Below are 21,184 nucleotides of genomic sequence, written 5' to 3'. Positions count from 1 at the left end.
GACACGCTCAGTGCGTCACTGAAAGACACAAGAAAGCCCCGGGGATTCCCCGGGGCTTTTAGCTTTTGCAGATGTGCCCGCGCGAACCGGGCCTACCCTGCCTGGCCGATCAGCTTCTGCAGGTCATGCCCCAGGGGGGCGGCAAGCGACACGCCCTTGCCGCCCATCCGCGCCTTGGAAGAAATCACCGATACCAGCTGCGGCAGCCGGCCGGGCCGTGTCTGCAGCACTGGCGAGCCGGAAGCGCCATAGTCCACCCGGCAGGTGGTGATGACCGAGCTCTGGCGCGCCGCGATCACATGGCAGGCGCTTTGCAGCCGCGGCGAGGAGGCGTTGCTGTGGGAATAGGACATCACGTCCACCTGAGCGCCTTTCTGCGGCGCGGCAGCCAGCGACAGCGGGCGGACAACTTCGCCGCTGATCGCCCGGTCCAGGCGCAGCACGGCAATATCGGTGCCGGTCTGGAACTGGCTGGTCCGGCCGTGGCGGTAGCCGGGGTGGATCACCACCTTGGCCACACTGCGCGCGGCCTTGGACTGGCGGCCGTTGAGGCCGGCCTCGAACTTGATGCTGCGCGGGTTCACCCGCCGCCCGTGGCGGATGTCATGCATGCAATGGGCAGCGGTCAGCACCAGGTCCGGCGCAATCAGCGTCGCCGTGCACATGGCCCGGCCGCCGATGTTCAGCCGGCCCACCGCCTGCCAGCCCGGCACCGCCTGCACGGCAGTTCCCTGCCCCCCTGCCGCGGCGGCATTGGCGCCGGCTGCAACGGCGATTGCAGTGAAAATTCCCAGAAGCCCTTTCATGACCCACACTCCATGTTTGCTCATCATCAGGATGGGTGAGGCCTTGGGCCGGAATGGGGCCTGCTGCGGTGCTGCGCTGGCAGAAAGATGCGCAGAATGTGGCAGGCTTAACAGAAGGTTAACCGGCGCCTTTGTTGCCAAAGCCAGCGCGCATAAACCCCTTATTTACTTAACGGGCGCCGTCAATTTTCGAAAAAACCTATTTAAAACAAGGAAAAATGCCACCTGTTTCGTTAGGAGAAAAATCCTTGGTTTCCGCTGGTTTTACGGCTTTTCCGGCCCGGCCGGTAACTTCGCGGCCCAATTGCGGCGCAAATAAGCCTTAACAAGCGGCTAAAGAGCCGGATCTGCACCGCCCAATTGCTTAACCGCTGCCCGCACCTATGAGGCGAACGGAGAGGCAAAGGGCTCTCCCCGCTCCGCAAAACTGATCCGGAACGAAGAAGCCCCGGCGCTGCCGGGGCTCTGTCAGCTTGGCTCCGGGTGCCTGCGCCCCGGGCTACTTCTGCGACACCCGCTTGTGCACCTCTTCGGCGCTTTCGACCCGCTCGGAGTAACGGTCGGTCAGGTAATCCTTGCGGCCGCGCACCAGCCAGGTGAACTTCACCAGTTCTTCCATCACATCGACCAGGCGGCGGTAGAACGGGCCTTCGGGCAGCCGTTCGCCTTCCTCGAATTCCAGCCAGGCCTTGGGGATCGAGCTCTGGTTCGGGATCGTCACCATCCGCATCCAGCGGCCCAGGATGCGCATCTGATTGACCGCGTTGAAGCTTTGCGAGCCGCCGGAAACCTGCATCACCGCCAGCGTCTTTCCCTGGGTGGTGCGGATGCCGCCCTGCAGGGACAGGGGCAGCCAGTCGATCTGCAGCTTCATGATGCCGGTCATCGCGCCGTGGCGCTCCGGGCTGGACCAGACCATGCCCTCGGACCAGACCGCCAGCTCGCGAAGCTCCGCCACCTTAGGATGGTCCGCCGCGCCCGTATCATCCGGCAGCGGCAGGCCGGAGGGGTCGAAGATCCGCGTCTCGCAGCCCAGGGCGCGCAGCACCCGCGCCGCTTCCTCCGCCGTCTTGCGGGAATAGCTCACCTCGCGAAGGGAACCGTAAAGCAACAGGATGCGCGGCGGGTGGCGCGGATCACCCGGCGCCGACAGCAGGTCCACGTCAACCGGATGCAGCTGATCCGCCGCAATCCAGGGCAGATCGCTCAGATCAGGCGTGTCAGGCACTTTCTTCTTCCAGATGCAGCTTCATATCCAGCAGCACCTGCTGCAGCAGCACCGTCTCGCGAAGCAGGCGTTTTGCCTCATTGACGGTGATGATGCCGTCTTCCATCGCGGCCTGGTACTCGCACATCAGCTGGGCGAACCGCTGGCTGAGAGCAATCACATCCGAGTTCACGCCGCCGCTGCGGCCGGTTTCCTCGGCACTGCCATTGCCGTTGTAGGACAGGGTGATGTTCTTCAGATCCGCCAGCGCCGAGGTCACATGCGGATAGGACGACGCGCTTTCCAGCTTGGCCACCGCATCCACCGGCATGAACCGGTCGGCATGCTCTGCATTGTCCGAGTAATACCGCCCCAGTGTCGCCTTTGACTTGCCGGTGATCTGGCAGGCAGCTTCGATACCCACATCCTTGACCAGCGCCTCTGTGTGCTTTTTCAGATACGTCCCGATTTCCGCCATAAAATTCCTGCCTGGCTTGACCGCCGCGCCCCATGGGGAACGAACCAGTTAATTTCCCATATCCGAGTTGTAGAGGAATTGCGATACCTTATCCATCCCTCAGGTTTTCAGGGATTTAGCAAGTGACATGGTGCGATTGGCATCTGTTGTCCAGTGCAAAGCAGGATGGGTGAGTGACATCCTGCCTTCAGGGTAATTGGTCTGCCCGGAACTTGTGCTCTCCGGGGCAAATGGCGTTGGCCGCCGAAAAGGGTTTTGTTCCACCCTGGCCGCGTCTGCCCCGGTGAGCCTTCCTTTGTCTCCCCCTTTGCCTCGACAGTCCCGCGGCGGCGTCCAAGAATCCGGTTTCCCCGGCGCCCCCATGCAGGTAAACCCGCCGCCATGGCCAAGCTTTATTTCAATTACTCGACCATGAACGCGGGCAAGTCGACGGTGCTGCTGCAGGCGTCGCACAACTACCGCGAAAACCATATGGAGACCTATCTGCTGACCGCCCGGCTGGACGACCGGGCCGGCGCCGGCAAAATCGCGTCTCGCATCGGCATCGGCGAGGAGGCGGATATGTTCGCCGCAGGCGACGACCTCTATGCCCGGATCGAGACGCGCCTGGCCCGCGGCCCGCTGGCAGCAATTTTCGTGGATGAGGCGCAGTTCCTGGAGCCTCAGCAGGTCTGGCAGCTGGCCCGCGTGGTCGACGACCTGCGGGTGCCGGTGCTGGCCTACGGGCTGCGCGTGGATTTCCAGGGCAACCTGTTTCCCGGCTCTGCCACTCTCTTGGCGCTGGCCGATGAGATGCGCGAGGTGCGCACCATCTGCCATTGCGGCAAGAAGGCCACCATGGTTGTGCGGCAGGACGATCAAGGCCAGGTGATGACCGAGGGCGACCAGGTGCAGATCGGCGGCAATGAGACCTATGTCTCGCTCTGCCGCCGCCATTGGCGCGAGGCCACCGGCGACACCCCCAAAGACAGAACAGCCGCCCCGTAGGGCGGCTGCATCATTCCAGCCGTACGCACAGCTTGGCTTAAACCCGGTTGGGAAGCTCTGCGCCCGCCAGATAGGCCTCGACGTTGTCCAGCGCCATATGGCCCATGTTGCTGCGCACTTCCTCGGTGGCGGTGCCCAGATGCGGCAGCAGGGTGGCGTTGTCCAGATCAATCAGCGCCTGCGGCACTTTGGGCTCGAACTCATAGACGTCCAGACCCGCACCGCCGATCCGGTTGTTTTGCAGCGCCTCGATCAGCGCCGCCTCTTCCACCACTTCGCCGCGGGCGATGTTGATCAGATGCGCATGGGACTGCATGGCGTTCAGCACTTCGGCGTTGATCAGATGCGTGGTTTCCGCGCCGCCCGGGACCGCCACCACCAGAAAGTCCACTTCACCCGCCATCGCAATCAGGCTCTCGGCGCGGTCGGCCGGGAAGTCCAGTTCCTTGGGGGAGCGCGCCACATAGGACACATCCATGCCAAAGCCGAAATGGCAGCGCCGTGCAATCGCCTGGCCGATGCGCCCCATGCCGGCGATGCCGACGCGCTTGCCGGTGGCATGCAGGCCCAGCATCTGGGTCGGGTGCCAGCCCTCCCAATCGCCCTTGCGCAGCATCCGCTCGCCCTCGGAGGCGCGGCGCGCCGACATCAGGATCAGCGTCATCGCGATATCGGCGGTGGCATCTGTCACCGCGCCCGGCGTGTTGGTCACCTCGACGCCCGCCGCCCGCGCGGCCTCCACGTCGATGTGGTTGTAGCCGACCCCGAAGTTGGCCAGCAGCTTGCAGCGGGGCGTGCCCGCCTTGGCAAAGATCTCCGCCGAAAACTTGTCGCCCAGCGTCGGCACGACGATGTCGAACTCGGACAAAGCCCGAAGCATCTCCGCCTCGCTCATCACCGCGTTGGTCTCACGGATTTCCAGATCACCAAAGGCCTCCCGCGCCCGTGCCGTGACCGCTGCCGTCATCGGCCGCGCAATCCAGATTTTCATCTCAGTGCATCCTCCCGCCCAGCGGGACCTTTCCATCAGGCCCGGCCAGGAATATCTCTCCGTTTTCATCCGGCAGGCCCAGAACCAGGATCTCTGACATGAACTTGCCGATCTGCCGCGGCGGGAAGTTTACGACGGCCAGAACCTGCTTGCCCACCAGCGTTTCCGGCATGTAATGCGCCGTAATCTGCGCTGAGCTCTTTTTTACGCCGATTTCGGCCCCGAAATCGACCCAGAGCTTGATTGCCGGCTTGCGCGCCTCGGGAAACGGCTCCGCGCGGACCACTTCGCCCACGCGGATGTCGACTTTCATGAAGTCATCGAAGTTGATCTCAGCCACGCGACAGCTCCTTGGAGCGGTTGGTGGCCGCGGCAACGGCACGGTTCAGCAGTGCCGGGAAACCGTCGTCATCATCCATCAGCACTTCCAAAGCTGCCTGGGTGGTGCCGTTGGGGCTGGTCACATTGATGCGCAGCTGGCTGGGGCTTTCCTCTGCCGCCTCTGCCAGCGCACCGGCACCGCCCACGGTTGCCTTGGCTAGCTTCATCGCCAGCTCAGCAGGCAGCCCCTGCGCTTCGCCCGCGGCAGCCAGGGTCTCGATCAGGTGGAACACGTAGGCCGGGCCGGAGCCGCTGACGCCAGTGACAGCATCCATCTGGCCCTCGTTTTCCAGCCGCACGGTCTGGCCCACGGCCTGCAGCAGCCCCTCGGCCCGGCCGATATCCGCATCACTGGTATGGGCATTGCCGATAATCGCGGTGATTCCCCGGCCCACGGCGGCCGGCGTGTTGGGCATCGCCCGCACGATCGGCGACTGCGCGCCCAGAACATCTTCGAAAGTCGCGATAGAGGTGCCTGCTGCAACGGAAATGAACAGGGTGGTGCCGTTGCCGTAGCTCTGCAGCACGGGCAGCGCCTCGCCCATCATCTGCGGCTTCACCGCGATCAGCACGATCCCCGGCGCCGCGGGCAGCTCTGCGTTGATGTGAACGCCGGTGCTCTTCAGCCACTCCGACGGGTGCGGGTCGATCACCCAGACCGAGGATGCGGGCAGTCCGCCCTCCAGCCATCCGGCCAGCATCGCCGATCCCATCTTGCCGCAGCCCAGCAGCACCAGGCCGCGGGCAGCGATATCCTGCATATCCATGTTTCGCCCCTCCCCTTCGTATCAGGTTCAGGGCACAGGTTTACGCCCGCCCGTAAGCCTCTGCAATGGCGACCTGCATCGCCTCCTGCGGGCTGCGCTGGCCCCAGACCGCCAGCTGGATCGCCGGATAGTAGCGCTCCGCATTGGCCACCGCCGCGTGCAGCATCGCGTCGATCTGCTGCGGCGTTGCCATTTGGCCGCCGGACAGCATCAGCCCGTACCGGAACAGCATCAGCTTGTGGTCCGCCCAATAGGTGAAGGAGCCTTCCCAGCACTGGTCGTTCATGCAGTTGATCAGCTCATAGAGCTGCGGCAGCTCCGCCTCCGGCGGCTCCATCTCGAAGCTGCAGACCAGCCGCAGGCATTCTTCATAGCCCGACCAGGCCAGCGTCAGCGAATAGGTGCGCCACTGCCCTTCCACCGACATCGCGATCTGATCGTCCCCGACCCTGTCGAAGTCCCAATCGTGGTGCGACGCCAAGGTCTCAACGATGTCGATCGGATGGACGTCTTCTTCCAGGTGAAGCTCGGATAGTGCCATGATGCCACCTCTCATTTTGCCTAGCGCATCAGGGCACAGAGGCGCCCTATAGCTAGGTTTTTGTGCTACGGGCCGGGGAGGCATCCCCGCTCCCATACTAGATATGGTGGGGCCGAAAAGGTGATCTGGCAACCCTTTATTTTGGGGATATCTGCAATAACTTGTGGATGAACAATCCACAGCCCCCTAAATGCCGGCTGCGTGACTATGGAGCCGGCGGGCGCAGAGGTAAAGCCCGGAGCACCGCCCCAGGCCCGGATTTTGCGGTCTGTGAAAGGCCAGGATCAGGACGGCTGCGCCAGCTCCGCATCCATCGCATCAAAAGAGGCCGGCCAGAATTCCGACAGGAACCCCACCGCCTCCTGCTCCGAGACCTCAGACCGGTTGCCTGCACTGTCACAGGCCCGGCCCATGGTATAGCGCAGCGCGGTCCCGTCCCCGTCTGGCGTCAGATGGTAGGTTTCAGGCAATTCGATGCCGTCGCGGCCAGGATCCTTGATCCGGGTCGAGAAATACTCGAACGGCTGCCAGTCGGTGACCCGGTAGACAAACTCCGCCAGGGAATGGCCGCAATGATAGACCGATCCGGCCCCCAGGCGGCCGTCCGGATTGTCCATCTCCATGGTGCTGACCTGATCCATCCAGCGCAGCTTGAATTCCGGCGCGGTCAGCGCCTCCCAGACCAGCTGCGGCGGCGCCTTGAACCGGCGCCGGTAGGTCCAGATCCCGTCCGCCTCCTCCAGGAAATCCCGCGCCTGCCCGGCCCGGAAGTGCTCCCAGGCGCGGGCCAGGTCATAGACCTGCATGGTGACGTCGCCGAAATGCTCGATTTCTTGTGAATAGGGCTTCATCGCCGCCTGCAGCTGCATTGCCTGCACCGCGGCATCGCTGAACAGCGCATAGCTGCGCACGCCGGTTTCCGCCGCGGCCTCGGTCTTGGTCATCCGGTGCACCAGAATCACGTCGGCACCCGACAGATCCTTGACCGGCCCCACCTGCATCTCGTCAAAGGCGCCGTAGTGGACGATGACCTTCAGATCCAGCCCGCCGGCATTGGCGCAGGCGCGGCAGGGGCATGTGGTATTGGCCACGATATCCTGCCGCCGGGCGGCAAAGGCGTTATAGAGGTTCTCGCAGAACGTCAGCAGCAGATCGCCGGAGACCAGCTCAGCCCGGGTCGAATAGGCCAGCACCGCGTCGCCTTCCAGCTTCCAGAAATGCAGCGGCTCGCCGACCTGCTCCGCCACCGCCTGCAGCAGCGACTGCAGGATCGGATTGGCGTGATCCAGCTCCGAGGAGGTCAGGAACTGCGTGTACCCGGATATGTCCGCAATCAGCATATAGCCGTTCTGTGCCGCCATCGTACCTGTCCCCCGCTGAACACACCCGGGCGCCGCACGGCAGCCCGGGTGCAATATAGCAGAACACATCGTAAATGGCGCATGGATGGCGGGCCCGCGCTGCAAAGACCGCGGGTCATTGCGGCCCAAGGCTCAGCGGAAGGCCGGCCCGTGCGCCCAGACGGTCAGCGACTTGCGCTCGCCGCGGGTGACCGGAGTCACCTGATGCAGCAGGAAGCTGGGAAACACCGTGGCGCTGCCCTGCACCCGGCTGGCCGCCACCACATGGGCGCCCGGCATGATCTCCAGGTCGCCGCCGTCATAGGCGCCGGGCTTGCTCAGCTGCACGATCAGGCTCAGCTTGCGCTTGCCCGCCACCGGCCCGTCGCCGATGTCCGAGTGCCAGGCGAAATGGCCGCTGTCTTCGGATTTGTAGCTGGCCGCCTGCGGGCTTTCGGCAAACTCGCGCAGGTCAAAGCCGAAGCGCTCCTTGTTAGCCCGCCGCACCAGCGAGATCAGCCGGTCCATCACCCAGCCGGTGCCCGGCACGTCGTCCAGCCAAACCACGCTGGCGCGGCGCAGGTTGTGATCCCGGGTCTGGCCCACCAGCAGCGCCTCGCTGTCCGGCGCCTCCTCCGCCTTGCGGATGATTTCCGCGCATTCCTGAGTGCTGAACGCCCCCGGCACCGTATAGACAGACACCATGCTGTGATCCCTCTGATGAAGCTGAGCCAGCATGTACCGCCCGGCCCGCAAACCGCTGCGCAGTTTTCGACCAAGCGGGCGGAAAGCGACCTGTTTTTATCCACAGCCCCGCAGGGCAGCTATGCGTGCTGTGCAGACCGCCGCCGGGCGGGCACTCTGCCCGCCTCTCCCCGGAAAAACACGGGGCACGAAAAAGCCCGCCGCAGCACCACGCCGCAGCAGGCTTCCATTCACCGCAGGGCAGGCAATACGCCCGCCAGCGCCTTGGCTCACTTCTGCGCCGCCTCCAGCGCGTCCAGCCGCGCCTTCAGCGCCTCGTTCTCCTCGCGCGCCTTCTGCGCCATCGCGCGCACCGCGTCGAACTCCTCGCGGGTGACGAAATCGCGGTCGGCCAGCCAGCGGTCGATCATGCTCTTCATCGCGGTTTCCGCCTCGTCCTTGGCGCCCTGGGCCACGCCCATCGCATTGGTCATCAGCTGCGAAATATCGTCCAGGATCTTGTTGCGGGTCTGCATGTTCTTCTCCGTCTCGGGGTTGTGTCCTATATGGGCAAGCACACGCCCGGCTGCAAGCCGTTGACTTCCCCCGGAGAGCAGAGGCATTCAGACGCACATGCAGGCCATGTTCCAATTCCCCGACCTCTCGCCCGAGATCTTCTCGATCGCCCTCGGCTCTTTCGAGTTCGCCCTGCGCTGGTACGCGCTGGCCTATATCGCGGGCATCGTCATCGCCTGGCGCCTGGCCGTCGCGGCGCTGCGCCGCCCCGCGCTGTGGCCTGCCAATCAGCCGCCGATGAAACCCGGGCAGGTCGAAGACCTTCTCACCTGGATCATTCTCGGCGTGATCCTCGGCGGGCGGCTCGGCTTTGTGCTGTTCTACCAGCCCGCCTACTACCTGACGAACCCTGCGGAGATCCTGAAGATCTGGCAGGGCGGCATGGCCTTTCACGGCGGGTTGATCGGGGTGATCGCAGCCTCCTGGATCTACGCCGCGCGCCACGGCATCCCGCGCCTGCAAATGGCCGATCTGGTGGCCCATACCGTCGCGCCGGGGCTGCTGCTGGGCCGTCTCAGCAATTTCATCAATGCCGAACTCTGGGGCCGCCCGACCGGCCTGCCCTGGGGCGTCGCCTTCCCCGGCCCGGCGGCGCAGGACTGCGGCCAGGCGCTGGGAGAGCTTTGCGCCCGCCACCCCTCGCAGCTCTATGAGGCGCTGATGGAGGGGCTGATCCTCAGTGCCGTGCTCCTGTACCTTGCCTGGCGCCGCAATGCCTTCCACACCCCGGGCCGCCTCTTGGGCGTGTTCCTGGCGGGCTACGGGCTCGCCCGGTTCATTGTCGAGTTCTTCCGCCAGCCGGACGCCCAGTTCGTCACCCCCGGCAACCCGCTGGGGCTGGCCTGGCACATTGACGGCATCGGCCTGACCCAGGGCCAGGCGCTGTCGCTGCCGATGATTGCGATCGGCCTCTGGTTCCTGATCCGCGCCCGGCACGCGGCCCGGAGCACCGCATGAGCCTTTTGAACCATCTCCACGCACGCATCCGCACCGATGGCCCGATGTCGGTAGCGGACTACATGGCCGACTGCCTGCTGCACCCGCAGTTCGGCTATTACACCACCCGCGACCCGCTGGGTGCCAAGGGCGATTTCACCACCGCGCCGGAAATCAGCCAGATGTTCGGCGAGCTGCTGGGCCTGTCGCTGGCCCAGGCCTGGCTGGACCAGGGATCCCCCGCCCCCTTCGCGCTGGCCGAACTGGGCCCCGGCCGCGGCACCCTGATGGCGGATCTTCTGCGCGCCACCCGCGGCGTGCCCGGCTTCCACGCCGCCATGCGGATCCATCTGGTCGAGGCCTCGCCAACCCTGCGCGCGGCCCAGGCCAAGGCGCTGGACGGCTACGCGCCCCAATGGCTGGACACCGTGGATGCGCTGCCCGCTCAGCCGCTGTTCCTGGTCGCCAACGAGTTCTTCGACGCGCTGCCCATCCGCCAGTTCATCCGCGCAGGCGACGGCTGGAGCGAGAAGCGCATCGGCCTGCAGGGCGGCGCCCTCAGCTTCGGCCTCAGCCCCGCCGCGCCGCAGCCTGCGCTGGACCACCGGCTGGCCGACACCCGGGACGGCGATGTGGTCGAGATCTGCGAAGCCGCCGCCCCGGTCACCCAGTCCATCGCCGCCCGAATCGCTGCCCATGGCGGCGCCGCGCTGATCGTGGACTACGGCGACTGGCGGGCGCTGGGGGACACCTTGCAGGCCCTGCGCGCGCATGAACCCGCTGATCCGCTGCAGACCCCCGGCGAGGCCGATCTGACGGCGCATGTGGATTTCGAGGCGCTGGCAATGGCAGCGAAAACCGCCGATTGCGCCTTTACCCGCCTCACTCCGCAGGGCGTTTTCCTGGAACGGCTCGGCATCACCGACCGCGCCCGCGCCCTGGCCGCCCCGCTGCAGGGCGCGGCGCTGGACTCCCTGATCGCCGCACATCGGCGGTTGACGCACCCGGACGAAATGGGAAACCTGTTCAAAGTGCTCGGCCTCTGCCCGCCACAGGCTGCCCCTTTGCCAGGATTGAACCCATGACGCTTGAAATTCTCACGTCCGATCTGCTTGGCCCGGTGCGGCACGGGTTCTTCACCCGCAAGGGCGGCGCGTCCTCCGGCATCTACAAGGGTCTGAACTGCGGCCTCGGCTCCACCGACCAGCGCGAGGCGGTACGGATCAACCGGGCCCGCGTGGCCGCCGCAATGGAGGTTCCGCCGGAACACCTGAGCGCCGTGCACCAGGTCCACAGCGCCGATGTGCAGGTGGTGACAGAGCCGTCGCAGGAGCGGCCGCAGGCAGACGCAATGGTCACCAATGTGCCGGGGCTGGCGCTGTCGATCCTGACCGCCGACTGCCAGCCGGTGCTGTTCTCCGACCCCGAAGCCGGCGTCATCGGCGCTGCCCACGCGGGCTGGCGCGGCACCTTGGACGGGGTGCTGGAGGCGACGCTGGACGCGATGGAGGGCCTCGGCGCCCGGCGCGAAAACACCGCCGCGGTGATCGGCCCGACCATTTCCCAGCGCGCTTATGAGGTCGGCCCGGAATTCTTCGACGACTTCATGATGCAGGACGACGCCTACGCCCGCTTCTTTGCCAATGGCGAGGGCGACCGCTACCTGTTCGACCTGCCCGGCCTCGGCCTGTACAAGCTGCGCCAGGCCGGTATCGGCGCAGCCGAGTGGAGCCGCCACTGCACCTATTCAGACGCGGAGAAGTTCTTCTCCTACCGCCGCGCCACCCATGCAAAAGAGGCCGACTACGGCCGCCTGATCTCCTGCATCCGCCTTTAAGGCCCCGTTAACCTGCGCAATTGTGGCGGATTTTGTTAAATTCCGCCGCAATCCCGGCCTTTGACACTCCCGCGCTCTGCGGCAAGCCTGCATTTTCCTTTGCAATCAGCCGCCTGACACAGCCGCCCTGTGGCTGCGCCCGCCCCGGAGACAYCCCCCGCCGTGACCGAAAATGCCCTGTGCGGGCCATATTCAGGGCGCAAAGATTACTCATAAATCAGGTCAGACAAGCAAAAAACAGCAGCCGCCCGGCACCCCGGGCGGAACTGCCGGGCGAAGGACAGACTGACCATGAAAATGAACAAGCGTTTCATTGCCTCAATTATCCGCTCCGCCAGGAGCGAAGCCGCCCCCCTGCCCTGGAGGACCGCCCGCCGCCACCGCCAGGCGCATCTTCCTGGATCCGCGCGGAAACTGGGTTAACGCCGGGGACGGATGCCCCCGCGGCGGCCCCCCTGGCGCATCCGCGCCGGCCCGGCCAGCCGCCAAGGGGGCATCCAACCGGCCTGATTTTGCGGTTCGCCGGTGCTGAGCCGCCACCGCTGCCCGGCTTGACCAGTGCATTAACCAGTTTGCTTCAGATTTTTTGACAATTTGAGATAAATCCGGGAAAGCTGGGCGCATCATATCGTTCAAGCACGTCTGTGTTGCCGGTGGGGGCCGATGCAAGCGGGCAGTTTGAAAGGAAAGGTCTGCTGTCATGACCATCCCCCAGTCGCTGCACAGGGCTGCAGCCAATGCCGTCGAGGCCACTGCAATCCTGCAGGACCCCGCTGCGCTGCGCAGCGCAAACAAGCCGCAGCTGCGCCGCTACGAGGTCAGCTGCCTGCTGCCCGGCGGCGGCATCTCGGAAACCCGCCACATCGCCCCGGCCCTGCCGCTGTTCGACGACGCCTTCAGCGCGTTTTCCCGCGGCTCGCTGGTGGAAACCGCGCAGGGACCGATCGCGGTCGAGGACCTGCTGCCCGGCGATGAGATCCTGACCCGGGACGGCGGCAGCCAGCCGCTGCTGTGGATCGGCCGCACCAGCGTGCTGCCCGGCCGCTCCGGCAGCCGCACCCTGACCAGTTTCATGGCCGACAGCCTGGGCCTGCAGAAACCCTCTGCCAGCCTAGTGGCCGGCCCCGCCGCGCGCCTGCTGCGCACGCCGCCGCACCGGCAAGGCGCTGGCGACGGCCAGCTGCTGACCCTGGCATCCGAATTCCAGGACGGCATGAGCATCTTTGAAACCGCACCGCCGGCGCCGGTCGATCTCTACCACCTCTGCCTGCCGCGCCATGCGGTGATCACCGTCGGCGGCCTGGCCTTTGAGACCTACCACCCGGGTCCGGACGCGCTGAAGCTGGCAAGCTATGCGATCAAGACGCTGTTCCTGAACCTGTTCGCCCATACCGACAGCATCCAGGGCTTCGGCCCGCTGGCCCACCCGCGGGCCGGCAGCGTCAGCCGGCCGGGGCCAGCGATCCTGTAATGCCGGTCCGGCGGGCGGAGACGCCCGCGGCCTCCGGCCTGATCTCTCGGTATTTGTTCAGGCCTCGCGCGCCAGCCGTTCTTCCAGAACCTCGAACGGCACGCCGGGCTCATCCTTGGCGCCGCGGATCACCAGCGATGTCTTGACGCTGGCCACATTCGGCGTCGTCAGCAGATCGCCGGTCAGGAAGCTCTGGAAGGTGCTGAGGTCGGGGGAGACGCACTTCAGGATGAAATCCACTTCGCCGTTCAGCATGTGGCACTCGCGCACCAGCGGCCAGCTGCGGCATTTCTCTTCGAAGGCGCTCAGCTCCGCCTCGGCCTGGCTCTCCAGCCCCACCATGGCAAAGACCTGCACCTCGAACCCCAGCTCGCGCGCGTTCACATCCGCGTGGTAGCCGTGAATCAGACCGGCCTCCTCCAGCGCCCGCACCCGGCGCAGGCACGGCGGCGCGGAAATGCCGACCCGCTTGGCCAGCTCGACATTGGTCATCCGCCCATCGGCCTGAAGCTCCGACAAAATCTTGCGATCAATCGGATCAAGACGGGTTGTGACCATGCCGGAAACTCCTGTGAGATTTGCGTTTCTTATAGCACCGCCGCCGGGCTGCGCAATATTGTTTCATCGCCGCGCAATATTCTTTGCGCTGCGAAGGTGCAACCCACTATTCTGCCCGATACCGTCAAAACCGCATCCCGCGGCATACAAGCCCTTGGGGGTTTAAGCCCGCGTGCCCTGCCGCTATATGCATTGCCTGACGGCGGCACGCCCGCCAGGCTGCATTACGTGGGGACACAACACATGAGCGAGACGCGCCACACCAAGGTTCTGATCATCGGCTCCGGGCCGGCCGGCTATACCGCGGGGGTCTATGCCGCCCGCGCCATGCTGGAACCGATCCTGGTTCAGGGCATCGAGCCCGGCGGCCAGCTGACCACCACAACCGAGGTCGAGAACTATCCCGGCTTCACCGAGGTGCAGGGCCCCGACCTGATGATCAAGATGCAGGAGCACGCCCAGGCGATGGGCTGCGAAGTGATCGGCGACTACATCACCTCGCTCGACACTTCCGTGCGTCCGTTCGTGGCCAAGGCCGACAGCGGCACCACTTTCACCGCCGACGCGGTGATTCTGGCCACCGGCGCCCGCGCCAAATGGCTGGGTCTGGAAAGCGAAGAGAAGTTCAAGGGCTTCGGCGTCTCCGCCTGCGCCACCTGCGACGGCTTCTTCTACCGCGGCCAGGAGATCGTGGTGATCGGCGGCGGCAACACCGCCGTGGAAGAGGCGCTGTTCCTCACCAACTTCGCCTCCAAGGTGACCCTGATCCACCGCCGCGACGAGCTGCGCGCCGAGAAGATCCTGCAGGACCGCTTGATGAAGAACGAAAAGATCGAGACCCTGTGGTTCCACACCCTCGAAGAGGTGGTGGGCACCGACAACCCGCTGGGGGTCGAAGGCGTCGTGGTCAAGAACGTGCAGACCGGCGAAATCAAGGAAATCCCCTGCAAGGGCGTCTTTGTCGCCATCGGCCACGCCCCCGCCAACGAACTGGTCAAGGACGTGCTGGAGCTGCACAACGGCGGCTATGTGAAGGTGAAGCCGGGCTCCACCGAGACCTCGATCCCCGGCATCTATGCCGCCGGCGACCTGACCGACCACAAGTACCGGCAGGCGGTCACCTCGGCCGGCATGGGCTGCATGGCCGCGCTCGACGCCGAGCGTTTCCTGGCTGAGCAGGAGTAAAGAGGATGCCGCATGATTTCGACGCGCAGCGGGCTGAAACCGTTGCGGCATTCAACGAGCTGCAGGCCGAACACGGCCTGCCCGAGGCGGCGGACGTGGATTATTTCTTCGTCCCCGCCCGCGGCGGCGCCGACTGGCGCCCGCTGGCCGAAGAACTGAGCCGCGAAGGCTACGCCTGCGAGTTCTTCGAGGCCGAAGGCGAAGACCCCGCCTATCTGGCCGCCACCCTGCCGGACCAGATCATCTCTGCCACCGGCATCTGGATCGGCGAGGAACTGGCCACCCGCACGGCCCTCTCGCACGGGTTTGCGCCGGACGGCTGGGGGCTGGAGGGCTGATCCCGCTTCTGCGGCAGGCACCGGCGCCGATTGCAGGCGCAGGACCTAGCGGCACCCCAGCAGCTGTTCCTGCGCCTTCAGCCTGGTGACCTCCGCCCGTTCCGCCGCGCTCAGCGGCACGTCTCCCGCACGCATTCCCGGAATGCATCCGGCGTTGGAAAACGCCGCCTGCCCGCGCGGGCTTTGAAAACAGTAACCGCGGCGGGCAAAGATCGAGTTGCGCTGGAACCACAGGGCATCGCACTGGTTCTGCGCAACCGGCGCGGCGGCGCTGGCCGCGGCGTCCTTGCGGATCCAGTTGGAATGGGCCCAGCCCTCCAGCCCGGTTTCGGTCCGCACCCGCAGCCAGCGCCCGCGCTGCGCAAGAACTGCCAGCCGCGTGCCCTCGCCCATCTTGGCCAGCCGCCGTGCGCCGGAGGTGGTGCCGTCGCGCAGCGCCAGAAACCCGTCGCCGTTCGGGTCCAGGCCGGAAACCCGGTAGTCGAACTGCTGCGCCCGCGGCCGGATCTGCCCGGAAGGCACCGCCTGAACGGCGGCACCACCTCCGGCAGCCGGGTCAGGCGCAGCTTGCCCGCGCGCCGCCAGATAGACCTCGTCAATCAGCGAGGAGTTTTCCCAGGGCACCTGGCTGCCGCCGGTTTCCGCCACCACATCGGCCCGCACCCGCCGCATCATCGCGTGCAGATCCTCGTGGCGCGTGATGTGCCGCAGCAAGGCCGCCGTGAACGGGCTGTTCTGGCCGCTGCCGTCCAGCGCCACATTGCCCGGCTGGGTGGAAAACGCGATGTAAGAGCCGACGCCCGCATCCACCCGGGCCAGCCCCCGCGCCGCGCCGCCCAGGCTGCGCGCCGCCATCCGCGACTGGAACGGGTTGTTGCGGCAGGCGTCCAGAACAATGATGTTGCGCCCTGCCCGCAGCTCCATCTCGCGCAGGATCGCCTGCAGGCTCACCGACGCCGCCTTCAGCTGCTGCTCATCCGATCCCGCAACATCGACCGGCAGCACGAAATTCTCGGCCCCCAGCTGCACCCCGTGGCCGGAGTAGTAGAACAGCGCCGTGTCCTCCTCCCGCAGCTGGCCGGTGACTTGCTGGGCCAGGCGCAGGGTGTCCCGGCGGCCCAGGTTATAGCCGTCATGCACCTCGAACCCGATGCCGCGCAGCGCCGCCGCGATATCGCGCGCATCCCGCTCGGCATTGGGCAGGTAAGAGGCGTTCTGATACTCCGAATTGCCCAGCACCAGTGCGATCCGCCGCCCGGCCTCCGCCAGCGGCGCCGACCAGACCAGCGGCAGCACCGCCAGCAGCAATGCCTTCAGGAAATTCAACGCCATATCTATCCCCGCCAAACCGATTTGCGGCCACCGTGGCACAGGCCGCAGGGCGCAATCAAGACAGCCGCTGGCTTGACCGCCCCGCCCGCCGCAGCCAGTTTGGCATCAGTACAGGCAAGCGGAAGGGCAAACCGTGGCAAGCGCGCTCTGGCAGGGCAACTGGATAACCCGCACCCGGATCATCACCGGGCTGGTGCTGCTGACCTATGCCTTCTTCCACTTTCTCAACCTCGGCCTGGGGCTGCTGTCGCCGCAATGGATGGATGAATTCCAGGACGCCCGCCAGCTGATCACCCGCAGCCTCTTGGGCAGCCTGATCCTCTACGCCTCGCTGATCCTGCACGCGGGGCTTGCGCTGTGGAACCTGGCCCGCCGCCGCACCCTGCGGATGCGCTGGGGCGAGGCGCTGCAGACCGTGCTCGGCCTGCTGATCCCGCTGCAGCTGCTGGCGCATGTGGTCTTCACCCGCTACTCGCACGAGGTCTACCGCACCAACGACGAGTATCCCTACCAGATCATCCTGATGTGGAACTCGCCCGAGGTCTGGCAGCAAAGCCTGCTGTTGCTGGCGGTCTGGATCCACGGCTGCATGGGGCTGCATTACTGGCTGCGGCTCACCCGCTGGTGGCGCCCGCTGATCCCCTGGATGGCGGGCATTGCCGTGCTCATCCCCGCTTTTGCATTTGCCGGCCTGCTGACAGAGGGCCGCCGCATCTACGGCCTGTTCACCGAAGGCACCGAACGCGCTGCCCTGATGGAGGAGTTCAACTGGCCCAGCCAGCAGGCCTTTGCTGAGATGTTTGCGACCGAGCGCCTGTGGCTTTCGATCTTCTTTGCGCTGCTCGGCCTCACCGCCGCCGTCTACCTGCTGCGCAAGCTCATCCGCCGCCGCCGCGCCGTCACCATCCGCTATGCCTTCGGGCCGGAAATCCGGGCCGAGCGCGGCATGACGCTGCTGGAGATGTCGCGGGCGGGCGGCGTCCAGCACACGTCGCTCTGCGGCGGCAAGGGGCGCTGCACCACCTGCCGCGTGGTGGTGGATGAGGGCGGCGAGCACCTGCCGCCCCCGGAACCGCCCGAGGCCCGCAGCCTGGAACGGGTCAAGGCCCCCGCCAACATGCGGCTGGCCTGCCAGATCCGCCCGCAGGCGCCGCTGACCGTCACCCGCCTGTTCCGCCCCGACGGCCGCAAGGGCCGCGCCCATGCCAGCCAGGGCAGCGAACAGCAGCTGGCGGTGCTGTTCCTCGACATGCGCGGCTTCACCGCCCGCACCGCAGGCCAGCTGCCCTATGACGTGGTGTTCCTGCTGAACCGCTTCTTCGACGCCATCGTGCCCGCCATCACCAGCGCCGGCGGCACGGTGGACAAATACCTCGGCGACGGCTTGCTGGCGCTGTTCGAGGCGCCCACCCCTGCCCGCTCCGCCGCCGCCGCGCTGGACGCCGCCGCCGCCATCGGCACCGCGCTGCAGGACTTCAACGCGCAGCTGGCCGCCGACGGCGAGCCGGAGGTCCGCATCGGCATCGGCGTGCAWCTGGGCGAGCTGGTGCTGGGGGAGATCGGCAGCGCAGGCCACGCGCCGCGCACCATCATCGGCGGCAGCGTCAACACCGCCAGCCGGCTGGAGGCCAAGACCAAAGAGCTGGGCGTCGAGCTGCTGATCTCGGCCCGGGTGCTGGAGGCCGCAGGATATGATTCGGGGCATCTGGCGCTCGAAACCTTCCAGCTGCGTGGCGTTTCCAGGCCGCTGGACGCCCTGCCCGTGCCCCACGCCGCCGCCCTGCCGCGCACTCTGGCCGGAGAACATCATTAGGCCCAAGGCCCGAAGCGCAAAACGCCTGTTTCCCGCGCCGCCCCGGCCCGAGCCAGCCATCCGGCTCAGCACGCCGGAGGAGAACAAGCAGCCCTGCCACCCGCAGCCGTTGCAGCCCTGCAACGCAGCGGAAAATCGCCGCCTGCGGCCAATTCACCCTTTGCATCCTCGGCAAACCATGCAATGCGTTCACGCGTGAACACACTTTTAACCCGCTGACCGTACTGCTGCCCGCGATGACCGACACCGCTTCCACACCCACCCCGGACGGCGAAGACCTGCTGTTCCGCCTCCTGCGCCAGCTCGACGCGGCGCCGGATGCGTCGCAGCGCGCAACCGCCGCGGCGGTGGGGATTTCACTGGGGCGGCTCAACACTTTGCTGCGCTCTGCCGCGGACAGCGGCCTGATCACCATCAGCGCCCGCCCCGGCCCGGACAAGCGGCAGCGGTTCGCCTATTCGCTGACCACCCGGGGCGCCGCGGAAAAAGTGCGGCTCACCGATCAATTCCTTGCCCGCAAGCTCGCAGAATACAACGCGCTGCATGCGGAACTCACCGGCTCCGCTAGCGGCCTACCTCCTCTCAAACACAGGACCAACCCGATGCAAAGCAACCTGGCTCCGATTCCTGAGCTTTATGTCTCCTACGAAAGCGCCCAGAAACTGAAGGTCGAAGCGGCCGATCTGGTCAGCTGGGACCTGACCCCGCGCCAGATCTGCGACCTGGAACTGCTGATGAACGGCGGCTTCAACCCGCTGAAGGGCTTCCTGTCCGAGGCCGACTACAACAGCGTCGTCGACACCATGCGCCTGACCGACGGCTCGCTGTGGCCGATGCCGATCACCCTGGACGTGTCCGAGGACTTCGCGGCCAAGCTGGAAGCGGGCCAGGACATCGCCCTGCGCGACCAGGAAGGCGTGATCCTCGCCACCATGACCGTCACCGACAACTGGGTGCCGAACAAGGCAAAAGAGGCCGAGAAGGTCTTTGGCGCCGATGACGATGCCCACCCGGCAGTCAACTACCTGCACAACCAGGCCGGCAAAGTCTACCTGGGCGGCCCGGTGACCGGCATCCAGCAGCCCGTGCATTATGACTTCCGCGCCCGCCGCGACACCCCGAACGAGCTGCGCGCCTACTTCCGCAAGCTGGGCTGGACCAAGGTTGTTGCCTTCCAGACCCGCAACCCGCTGCACCGCGCCCACCAGGAGCTGACCTTCCGCGCCGCCCGCGAGGCCCAGGCCAACCTGCTGATCCACCCGGTTGTCGGCATGACCAAACCGGGCGACGTCGACCACTTCACCCGCGTCCGCTGCTACGAGGCGGTGCTGGACAAATACCCGGCCGCCACCACCTCCATGTCGCTGCTGAACCTGGCGATGCGCATGGCCGGCCCGCGCGAGGCGGTCTGGCACGGCCTGATCCGCAAGAACCACGGCTGCACCCATTTCATCGTCGGCCGCGACCACGCAGGCCCGGGCAAGAACTCCGCCGGCGAGGATTTCTATGGCCCCTATGACGCGCAGGACCTGTTCCGCGAGTTCCAGGGCGAAATGGGCATCGAAATGGTCGACTTCAAACACATGGTCTATGTGCAGGAGCGCGCCCAGTACGAGCCGAACGACGAGATCGAAGACCGCGACAACGTCACCATCCTGAACATCTCCGGCACCGAACTGCGCCGCCGCCTGGCCGAAGGCCTGGAAATCCCCGAGTGGTTCTCCTTCCCCGAAGTGGTCGCCGAGCTGCGCAAGACCAAGCCGCCGCGCTCCAAGCAGGGCTTCACCGTGTTCTTCACCGGTTTCTCCGGCTCCGGCAAATCCACCATCGCCAACGCGCTGATGGTCAAGCTGATGGAAATGGGCGGCCGCCCGGTGACCCTGCTGGACGGCGACATCGTGCGTAAGAACCTCAGCTCCGAGCTGGGCTTCTCGAAAGAGCACCGCGACCTCAACATCCGCCGCATCGGTTATGTCGCGTCCGAGATCACCAAGAACGGCGGCATCGCCATCTGTGCCCCGATCGCGCCTTATGCCACCACCCGCCGCGCCGTGCGCGAGGACGTGGAACAGTTCGGCGCCTTTGTCGAAGTGCATGTTGCCACCTCGATCGAGGAATGCGAGCGCCGCGACCGCAAGGGCCTGTACAAGCTGGCCCGCGAAGGCAAGATCAAGGAGTTCACCGGCATCTCCGACCCCTACGACGTGCCGCAAAACCCGGAGCTGTCGGTCGAGACCGAAAACGTCGACGTCGACAACTGCGCCCACCAGGTTCTCCTGAAGCTGGAAAGCATGGGGCTGATCAAGGCCTGAGCCTGACGGCAGCGCGAAATGCGAACGGCCCGCCACCCGGCGGGCCGTTTTTTTAGAGAATACGCTGGCCGGCTCTTGAGCCCACCCTGCGCCTTCGTCAGGATGCAGCGAATGTCTGGGTTCAAGCTTCAGCGTAGCGCTTTAGTCGTTCCTCCAACGTGCCGCTGTGCAATTCAAACATGTGGTTGTCGTAGTCGTAGAAGTAGATCGAATGGCCCTCGCCCTCTACTCTTGAGCGGCCTTCCCGCACCTCCAGACCGAGTGCCTTTATGCGGTGAAGCCTGTCATCATAGTCATCTGCTGCCATTTTGAAAGCTACATGGTTGTAGGTCTTATTTGGAAGGGGTTCGCCTTCCATCGTCGCCACCCAGATGCCTGCAATATCGAAAAACCGCTCTTTGGAGAGCGAGAATGTCTTGTCGCCACTGTCATAGATTTTCTTGGCGTCCAAAACTGTCGTAAGCATCTCTTCCATCTTGTCGAGATCGCTCACGATGAACGTCATGTGACTTAAACCTTGAACCACTGCTTTGCCTCCGAAGTATCTTTCCTTGGAATCTTAGCAGACGCTCACCTGATGTCAGTAAAGTCCGCCAAGCGGCCAGTCCACTGCCCCCTCACCCGCGCTCAACGCCCCCCTAGCC

At 65.6% G+C, this 21,184-nt stretch carries 23 protein-coding genes; 10 read left to right on the top strand and 13 right to left on the bottom strand.

Going from position 1 to position 21,184, the window contains the following annotated elements:
• Positions 1-92 precede the first annotated feature (92 nt).
• Positions 93-806 carry a serine protease gene (locus GKC28_RS08470; RefSeq protein ID WP_174146472.1) on the bottom strand — a complete coding sequence of 238 codons (714 nt, stop codon included), beginning with the start codon at positions 804-806 and terminating at the stop codon, positions 93-95.
• Between GKC28_RS08470 and GKC28_RS08465 the strand changes: the two genes are divergently transcribed.
• Positions 805-1,125, top strand: coding sequence for a hypothetical protein (locus GKC28_RS08465; RefSeq protein WP_174146471.1), 321 nt, complete (start codon positions 805-807; stop codon positions 1,123-1,125). The two genes, GKC28_RS08470 and GKC28_RS08465, sit on opposite strands and share 2 nt — an antisense overlap.
• 180 nt (positions 1,126-1,305) lie before the next feature.
• Here the strand turns inward: GKC28_RS08465 and arsH are convergent, their stop codons facing one another.
• Positions 1,306-2,034 carry an arsenical resistance protein ArsH gene (arsH, locus tag GKC28_RS08460; RefSeq protein WP_174146470.1) on the bottom strand — a complete coding sequence of 243 codons (729 nt, stop codon included), beginning with the start codon at positions 2,032-2,034 and terminating at the stop codon, positions 1,306-1,308.
• Complete coding sequence (locus GKC28_RS08455; protein WP_174146469.1) at positions 2,027-2,491, bottom strand: hypothetical protein; 465 nt, start codon at positions 2,489-2,491, stop codon at positions 2,027-2,029. Before GKC28_RS08455 ends, arsH begins: the two co-directional genes overlap by 8 nt.
• A 381-nt stretch (positions 2,492-2,872) precedes the next feature.
• On the opposite strand from GKC28_RS08455, the gene GKC28_RS08450 reads away from it, so the two are divergent.
• The gene (locus GKC28_RS08450) at positions 2,873-3,478 is read left to right on the top strand and encodes a thymidine kinase (RefSeq protein WP_174146468.1); all 606 of its coding nucleotides are present in this window, start codon (positions 2,873-2,875) and stop codon (positions 3,476-3,478) included.
• A 37-nt stretch (positions 3,479-3,515) separates the two neighbouring features.
• On the opposite strand, the gene GKC28_RS08445 is transcribed toward GKC28_RS08450, so the two are convergent.
• The 7 genes from GKC28_RS08445 to GKC28_RS08415 form a co-directional block, all read right to left on the bottom strand.
• Positions 3,516-4,469, bottom strand: coding sequence for a D-glycerate dehydrogenase (locus tag GKC28_RS08445; protein WP_174146467.1), 954 nt, complete (start codon positions 4,467-4,469; stop codon positions 3,516-3,518).
• 1 nt (position 4,470) lies between these two features.
• Positions 4,471-4,809 carry a tRNA-binding protein gene (locus GKC28_RS08440; protein WP_174146466.1) on the bottom strand — a complete coding sequence of 113 codons (339 nt, stop codon included), beginning with the start codon at positions 4,807-4,809 and terminating at the stop codon, positions 4,471-4,473.
• The gene (gene proC / locus GKC28_RS08435) at positions 4,802-5,617 is read right to left on the bottom strand and encodes a pyrroline-5-carboxylate reductase (RefSeq protein ID WP_174146465.1); all 816 of its coding nucleotides are present in this window, start codon (positions 5,615-5,617) and stop codon (positions 4,802-4,804) included. The genes GKC28_RS08440 and proC overlap by 8 nt, the downstream gene beginning before the upstream one ends.
• Before the next feature lie 40 nt (positions 5,618-5,657).
• Positions 5,658-6,158 carry a YbjN domain-containing protein gene (locus GKC28_RS08430; protein ID WP_174146464.1) on the bottom strand — a complete coding sequence of 167 codons (501 nt, stop codon included), beginning with the start codon at positions 6,156-6,158 and terminating at the stop codon, positions 5,658-5,660.
• A 284-nt stretch (positions 6,159-6,442) separates the two neighbouring features.
• Positions 6,443-7,519: a DUF2652 domain-containing protein gene (locus GKC28_RS08425; RefSeq protein WP_174146463.1), complete on the bottom strand. Its 1,077-nt coding sequence runs from the start codon at positions 7,517-7,519 to the stop codon at positions 6,443-6,445.
• A 132-nt stretch (positions 7,520-7,651) separates the two neighbouring features.
• Positions 7,652-8,203 carry a 2OG-Fe(II) oxygenase gene (locus GKC28_RS08420; protein WP_174146462.1) on the bottom strand — a complete coding sequence of 184 codons (552 nt, stop codon included), beginning with the start codon at positions 8,201-8,203 and terminating at the stop codon, positions 7,652-7,654.
• A 269-nt stretch (positions 8,204-8,472) separates the two neighbouring features.
• Positions 8,473-8,718, bottom strand: a complete 246-nt coding sequence (locus GKC28_RS08415; RefSeq protein ID WP_174146461.1) for an accessory factor UbiK family protein — start codon at positions 8,716-8,718, stop codon at positions 8,473-8,475.
• A gap of 97 nt (positions 8,719-8,815) precedes the next feature.
• Here GKC28_RS08415 and lgt point away from each other — a divergent pair, with 97 nt between their 5' ends.
• The 4 genes from lgt to GKC28_RS08395 all read left to right on the top strand — a co-directional run bounded on the left by lgt (position 8,816) and on the right by GKC28_RS08395 (position 13,002).
• Complete coding sequence (lgt, locus tag GKC28_RS08410) at positions 8,816-9,715, top strand: prolipoprotein diacylglyceryl transferase (RefSeq protein WP_174146460.1); 900 nt, start codon at positions 8,816-8,818, stop codon at positions 9,713-9,715.
• Positions 9,712-10,779: a class I SAM-dependent methyltransferase gene (locus tag GKC28_RS08405; RefSeq protein ID WP_174146459.1), complete on the top strand. Its 1,068-nt coding sequence runs from the start codon at positions 9,712-9,714 to the stop codon at positions 10,777-10,779. The genes lgt and GKC28_RS08405 overlap by 4 nt, the downstream gene beginning before the upstream one ends.
• Positions 10,776-11,531 (top strand): peptidoglycan editing factor PgeF, encoded by a 756-nt coding sequence (gene pgeF, locus GKC28_RS08400; RefSeq protein WP_174146458.1) that lies wholly within the window; start codon positions 10,776-10,778, stop codon positions 11,529-11,531. The genes GKC28_RS08405 and pgeF overlap by 4 nt, the downstream gene beginning before the upstream one ends.
• Before the next feature lie 700 nt (positions 11,532-12,231).
• Positions 12,232-13,002: a Hint domain-containing protein gene (locus GKC28_RS08395; RefSeq protein WP_174146457.1), complete on the top strand. Its 771-nt coding sequence runs from the start codon at positions 12,232-12,234 to the stop codon at positions 13,000-13,002.
• 57 nt (positions 13,003-13,059) lie between these two features.
• On the opposite strand, the gene GKC28_RS08390 is transcribed toward GKC28_RS08395, so the two are convergent.
• Positions 13,060-13,560: an Lrp/AsnC family transcriptional regulator gene (locus tag GKC28_RS08390; RefSeq protein ID WP_174146456.1), complete on the bottom strand. Its 501-nt coding sequence runs from the start codon at positions 13,558-13,560 to the stop codon at positions 13,060-13,062.
• A gap of 243 nt (positions 13,561-13,803) precedes the next feature.
• Between GKC28_RS08390 and trxB the strand changes: the two genes are divergently transcribed.
• Together trxB and GKC28_RS08380 are read left to right on the top strand one after the other, a co-directional pair.
• Positions 13,804-14,745, top strand: a complete 942-nt coding sequence (gene trxB, locus GKC28_RS08385) for a thioredoxin-disulfide reductase (RefSeq protein ID WP_174146455.1) — start codon at positions 13,804-13,806, stop codon at positions 14,743-14,745.
• Between the two features lie 5 nt (positions 14,746-14,750).
• Positions 14,751-15,083 carry a hypothetical protein gene (locus tag GKC28_RS08380; protein ID WP_174146454.1) on the top strand — a complete coding sequence of 111 codons (333 nt, stop codon included), beginning with the start codon at positions 14,751-14,753 and terminating at the stop codon, positions 15,081-15,083.
• A 45-nt stretch (positions 15,084-15,128) separates the two neighbouring features.
• Here GKC28_RS08380 and GKC28_RS08375 read toward each other — a convergent pair whose 3' ends face one another.
• Positions 15,129-16,415, bottom strand: coding sequence for a caspase family protein (locus GKC28_RS08375; RefSeq protein ID WP_174146453.1), 1,287 nt, complete (start codon positions 16,413-16,415; stop codon positions 15,129-15,131).
• A 133-nt stretch (positions 16,416-16,548) separates the two neighbouring features.
• Here GKC28_RS08375 and GKC28_RS08370 point away from each other — a divergent pair, with 133 nt between their 5' ends.
• Both GKC28_RS08370 and GKC28_RS08365 read left to right on the top strand, forming a co-directional pair.
• Entirely contained in the window at positions 16,549-18,228 is a 1,680-nt protein-coding gene (locus GKC28_RS08370) for an adenylate/guanylate cyclase domain-containing protein (RefSeq protein ID WP_174146452.1), read from the top strand.
• 236 nt (positions 18,229-18,464) lie between these two features.
• The gene (locus GKC28_RS08365; protein WP_174146451.1) at positions 18,465-20,540 is read left to right on the top strand and encodes a bifunctional sulfate adenylyltransferase/adenylylsulfate kinase; all 2,076 of its coding nucleotides are present in this window, start codon (positions 18,465-18,467) and stop codon (positions 20,538-20,540) included.
• 121 nt (positions 20,541-20,661) lie between these two features.
• Here the strand turns inward: GKC28_RS08365 and fosX are convergent, their stop codons facing one another.
• Positions 20,662-21,045: a FosX/FosE/FosI family fosfomycin resistance hydrolase gene (fosX, locus tag GKC28_RS08360; RefSeq protein ID WP_217434018.1), complete on the bottom strand. Its 384-nt coding sequence runs from the start codon at positions 21,043-21,045 to the stop codon at positions 20,662-20,664.
• Positions 21,046-21,184 lie beyond the last annotated feature (139 nt).

The organism is Leisingera sp. ANG59 (assembly GCF_013317235.1).
GTDB lineage: Bacteria > Pseudomonadota > Alphaproteobacteria > Rhodobacterales > Rhodobacteraceae > Leisingera.
The sequence above is the reverse complement of the archived record's forward strand: the minus strand, read 5'-3'. Positions and strand labels throughout refer to the sequence as shown.

Excerpts from the sequence above, each read along its gene's own strand:
- GKC28_RS08375 (WP_174146453.1), bottom strand. The coding sequence starts at position 16,415 with ATGGCGTTGAATTTCCTGAAGGCATTGCTGCTGGCGGTGCTGCCGCTG.
- GKC28_RS08445 (WP_174146467.1), bottom strand. The coding sequence starts at position 4,469 with ATGAAAATCTGGATTGCGCGGCCGATGACGGCAGCGGTCACGGCACGG.
- pgeF (WP_174146458.1), top strand. The coding sequence starts at position 10,776 with ATGACGCTTGAAATTCTCACGTCCGATCTGCTTGGCCCGGTGCGGCAC.
- GKC28_RS08420 (WP_174146462.1), bottom strand. The coding sequence starts at position 8,203 with ATGGTGTCTGTCTATACGGTGCCGGGGGCGTTCAGCACTCAGGAATGC.
- GKC28_RS08415 (WP_174146461.1), bottom strand. The coding sequence starts at position 8,718 with ATGCAGACCCGCAACAAGATCCTGGACGATATTTCGCAGCTGATGACC.
- GKC28_RS08405 (WP_174146459.1), top strand. The coding sequence starts at position 9,712 with ATGAGCCTTTTGAACCATCTCCACGCACGCATCCGCACCGATGGCCCG.
- fosX (WP_217434018.1), bottom strand. The coding sequence starts at position 21,045 with ATGACGTTCATCGTGAGCGATCTCGACAAGATGGAAGAGATGCTTACG.
- GKC28_RS08380 (WP_174146454.1), top strand. The coding sequence starts at position 14,751 with ATGCCGCATGATTTCGACGCGCAGCGGGCTGAAACCGTTGCGGCATTC.
- GKC28_RS08365 (WP_174146451.1), top strand. The coding sequence starts at position 18,465 with ATGACCGACACCGCTTCCACACCCACCCCGGACGGCGAAGACCTGCTG.
- GKC28_RS08450 (WP_174146468.1), top strand. The coding sequence starts at position 2,873 with ATGGCCAAGCTTTATTTCAATTACTCGACCATGAACGCGGGCAAGTCG.
- GKC28_RS08455 (WP_174146469.1), bottom strand. The coding sequence starts at position 2,491 with ATGGCGGAAATCGGGACGTATCTGAAAAAGCACACAGAGGCGCTGGTC.
- lgt (WP_174146460.1), top strand. The coding sequence starts at position 8,816 with ATGCAGGCCATGTTCCAATTCCCCGACCTCTCGCCCGAGATCTTCTCG.
- trxB (WP_174146455.1), top strand. The coding sequence starts at position 13,804 with ATGAGCGAGACGCGCCACACCAAGGTTCTGATCATCGGCTCCGGGCCG.
- GKC28_RS08395 (WP_174146457.1), top strand. The coding sequence starts at position 12,232 with ATGACCATCCCCCAGTCGCTGCACAGGGCTGCAGCCAATGCCGTCGAG.
- GKC28_RS08430 (WP_174146464.1), bottom strand. The coding sequence starts at position 6,158 with ATGGCACTATCCGAGCTTCACCTGGAAGAAGACGTCCATCCGATCGAC.
- GKC28_RS08470 (WP_174146472.1), bottom strand. The coding sequence starts at position 806 with ATGAAAGGGCTTCTGGGAATTTTCACTGCAATCGCCGTTGCAGCCGGC.
- GKC28_RS08425 (WP_174146463.1), bottom strand. The coding sequence starts at position 7,519 with ATGGCGGCACAGAACGGCTATATGCTGATTGCGGACATATCCGGGTAC.
- GKC28_RS08465 (WP_174146471.1), top strand. The coding sequence starts at position 805 with ATGACCCACACTCCATGTTTGCTCATCATCAGGATGGGTGAGGCCTTG.
- GKC28_RS08390 (WP_174146456.1), bottom strand. The coding sequence starts at position 13,560 with ATGGTCACAACCCGTCTTGATCCGATTGATCGCAAGATTTTGTCGGAG.
- proC (WP_174146465.1), bottom strand. The coding sequence starts at position 5,617 with ATGGATATGCAGGATATCGCTGCCCGCGGCCTGGTGCTGCTGGGCTGC.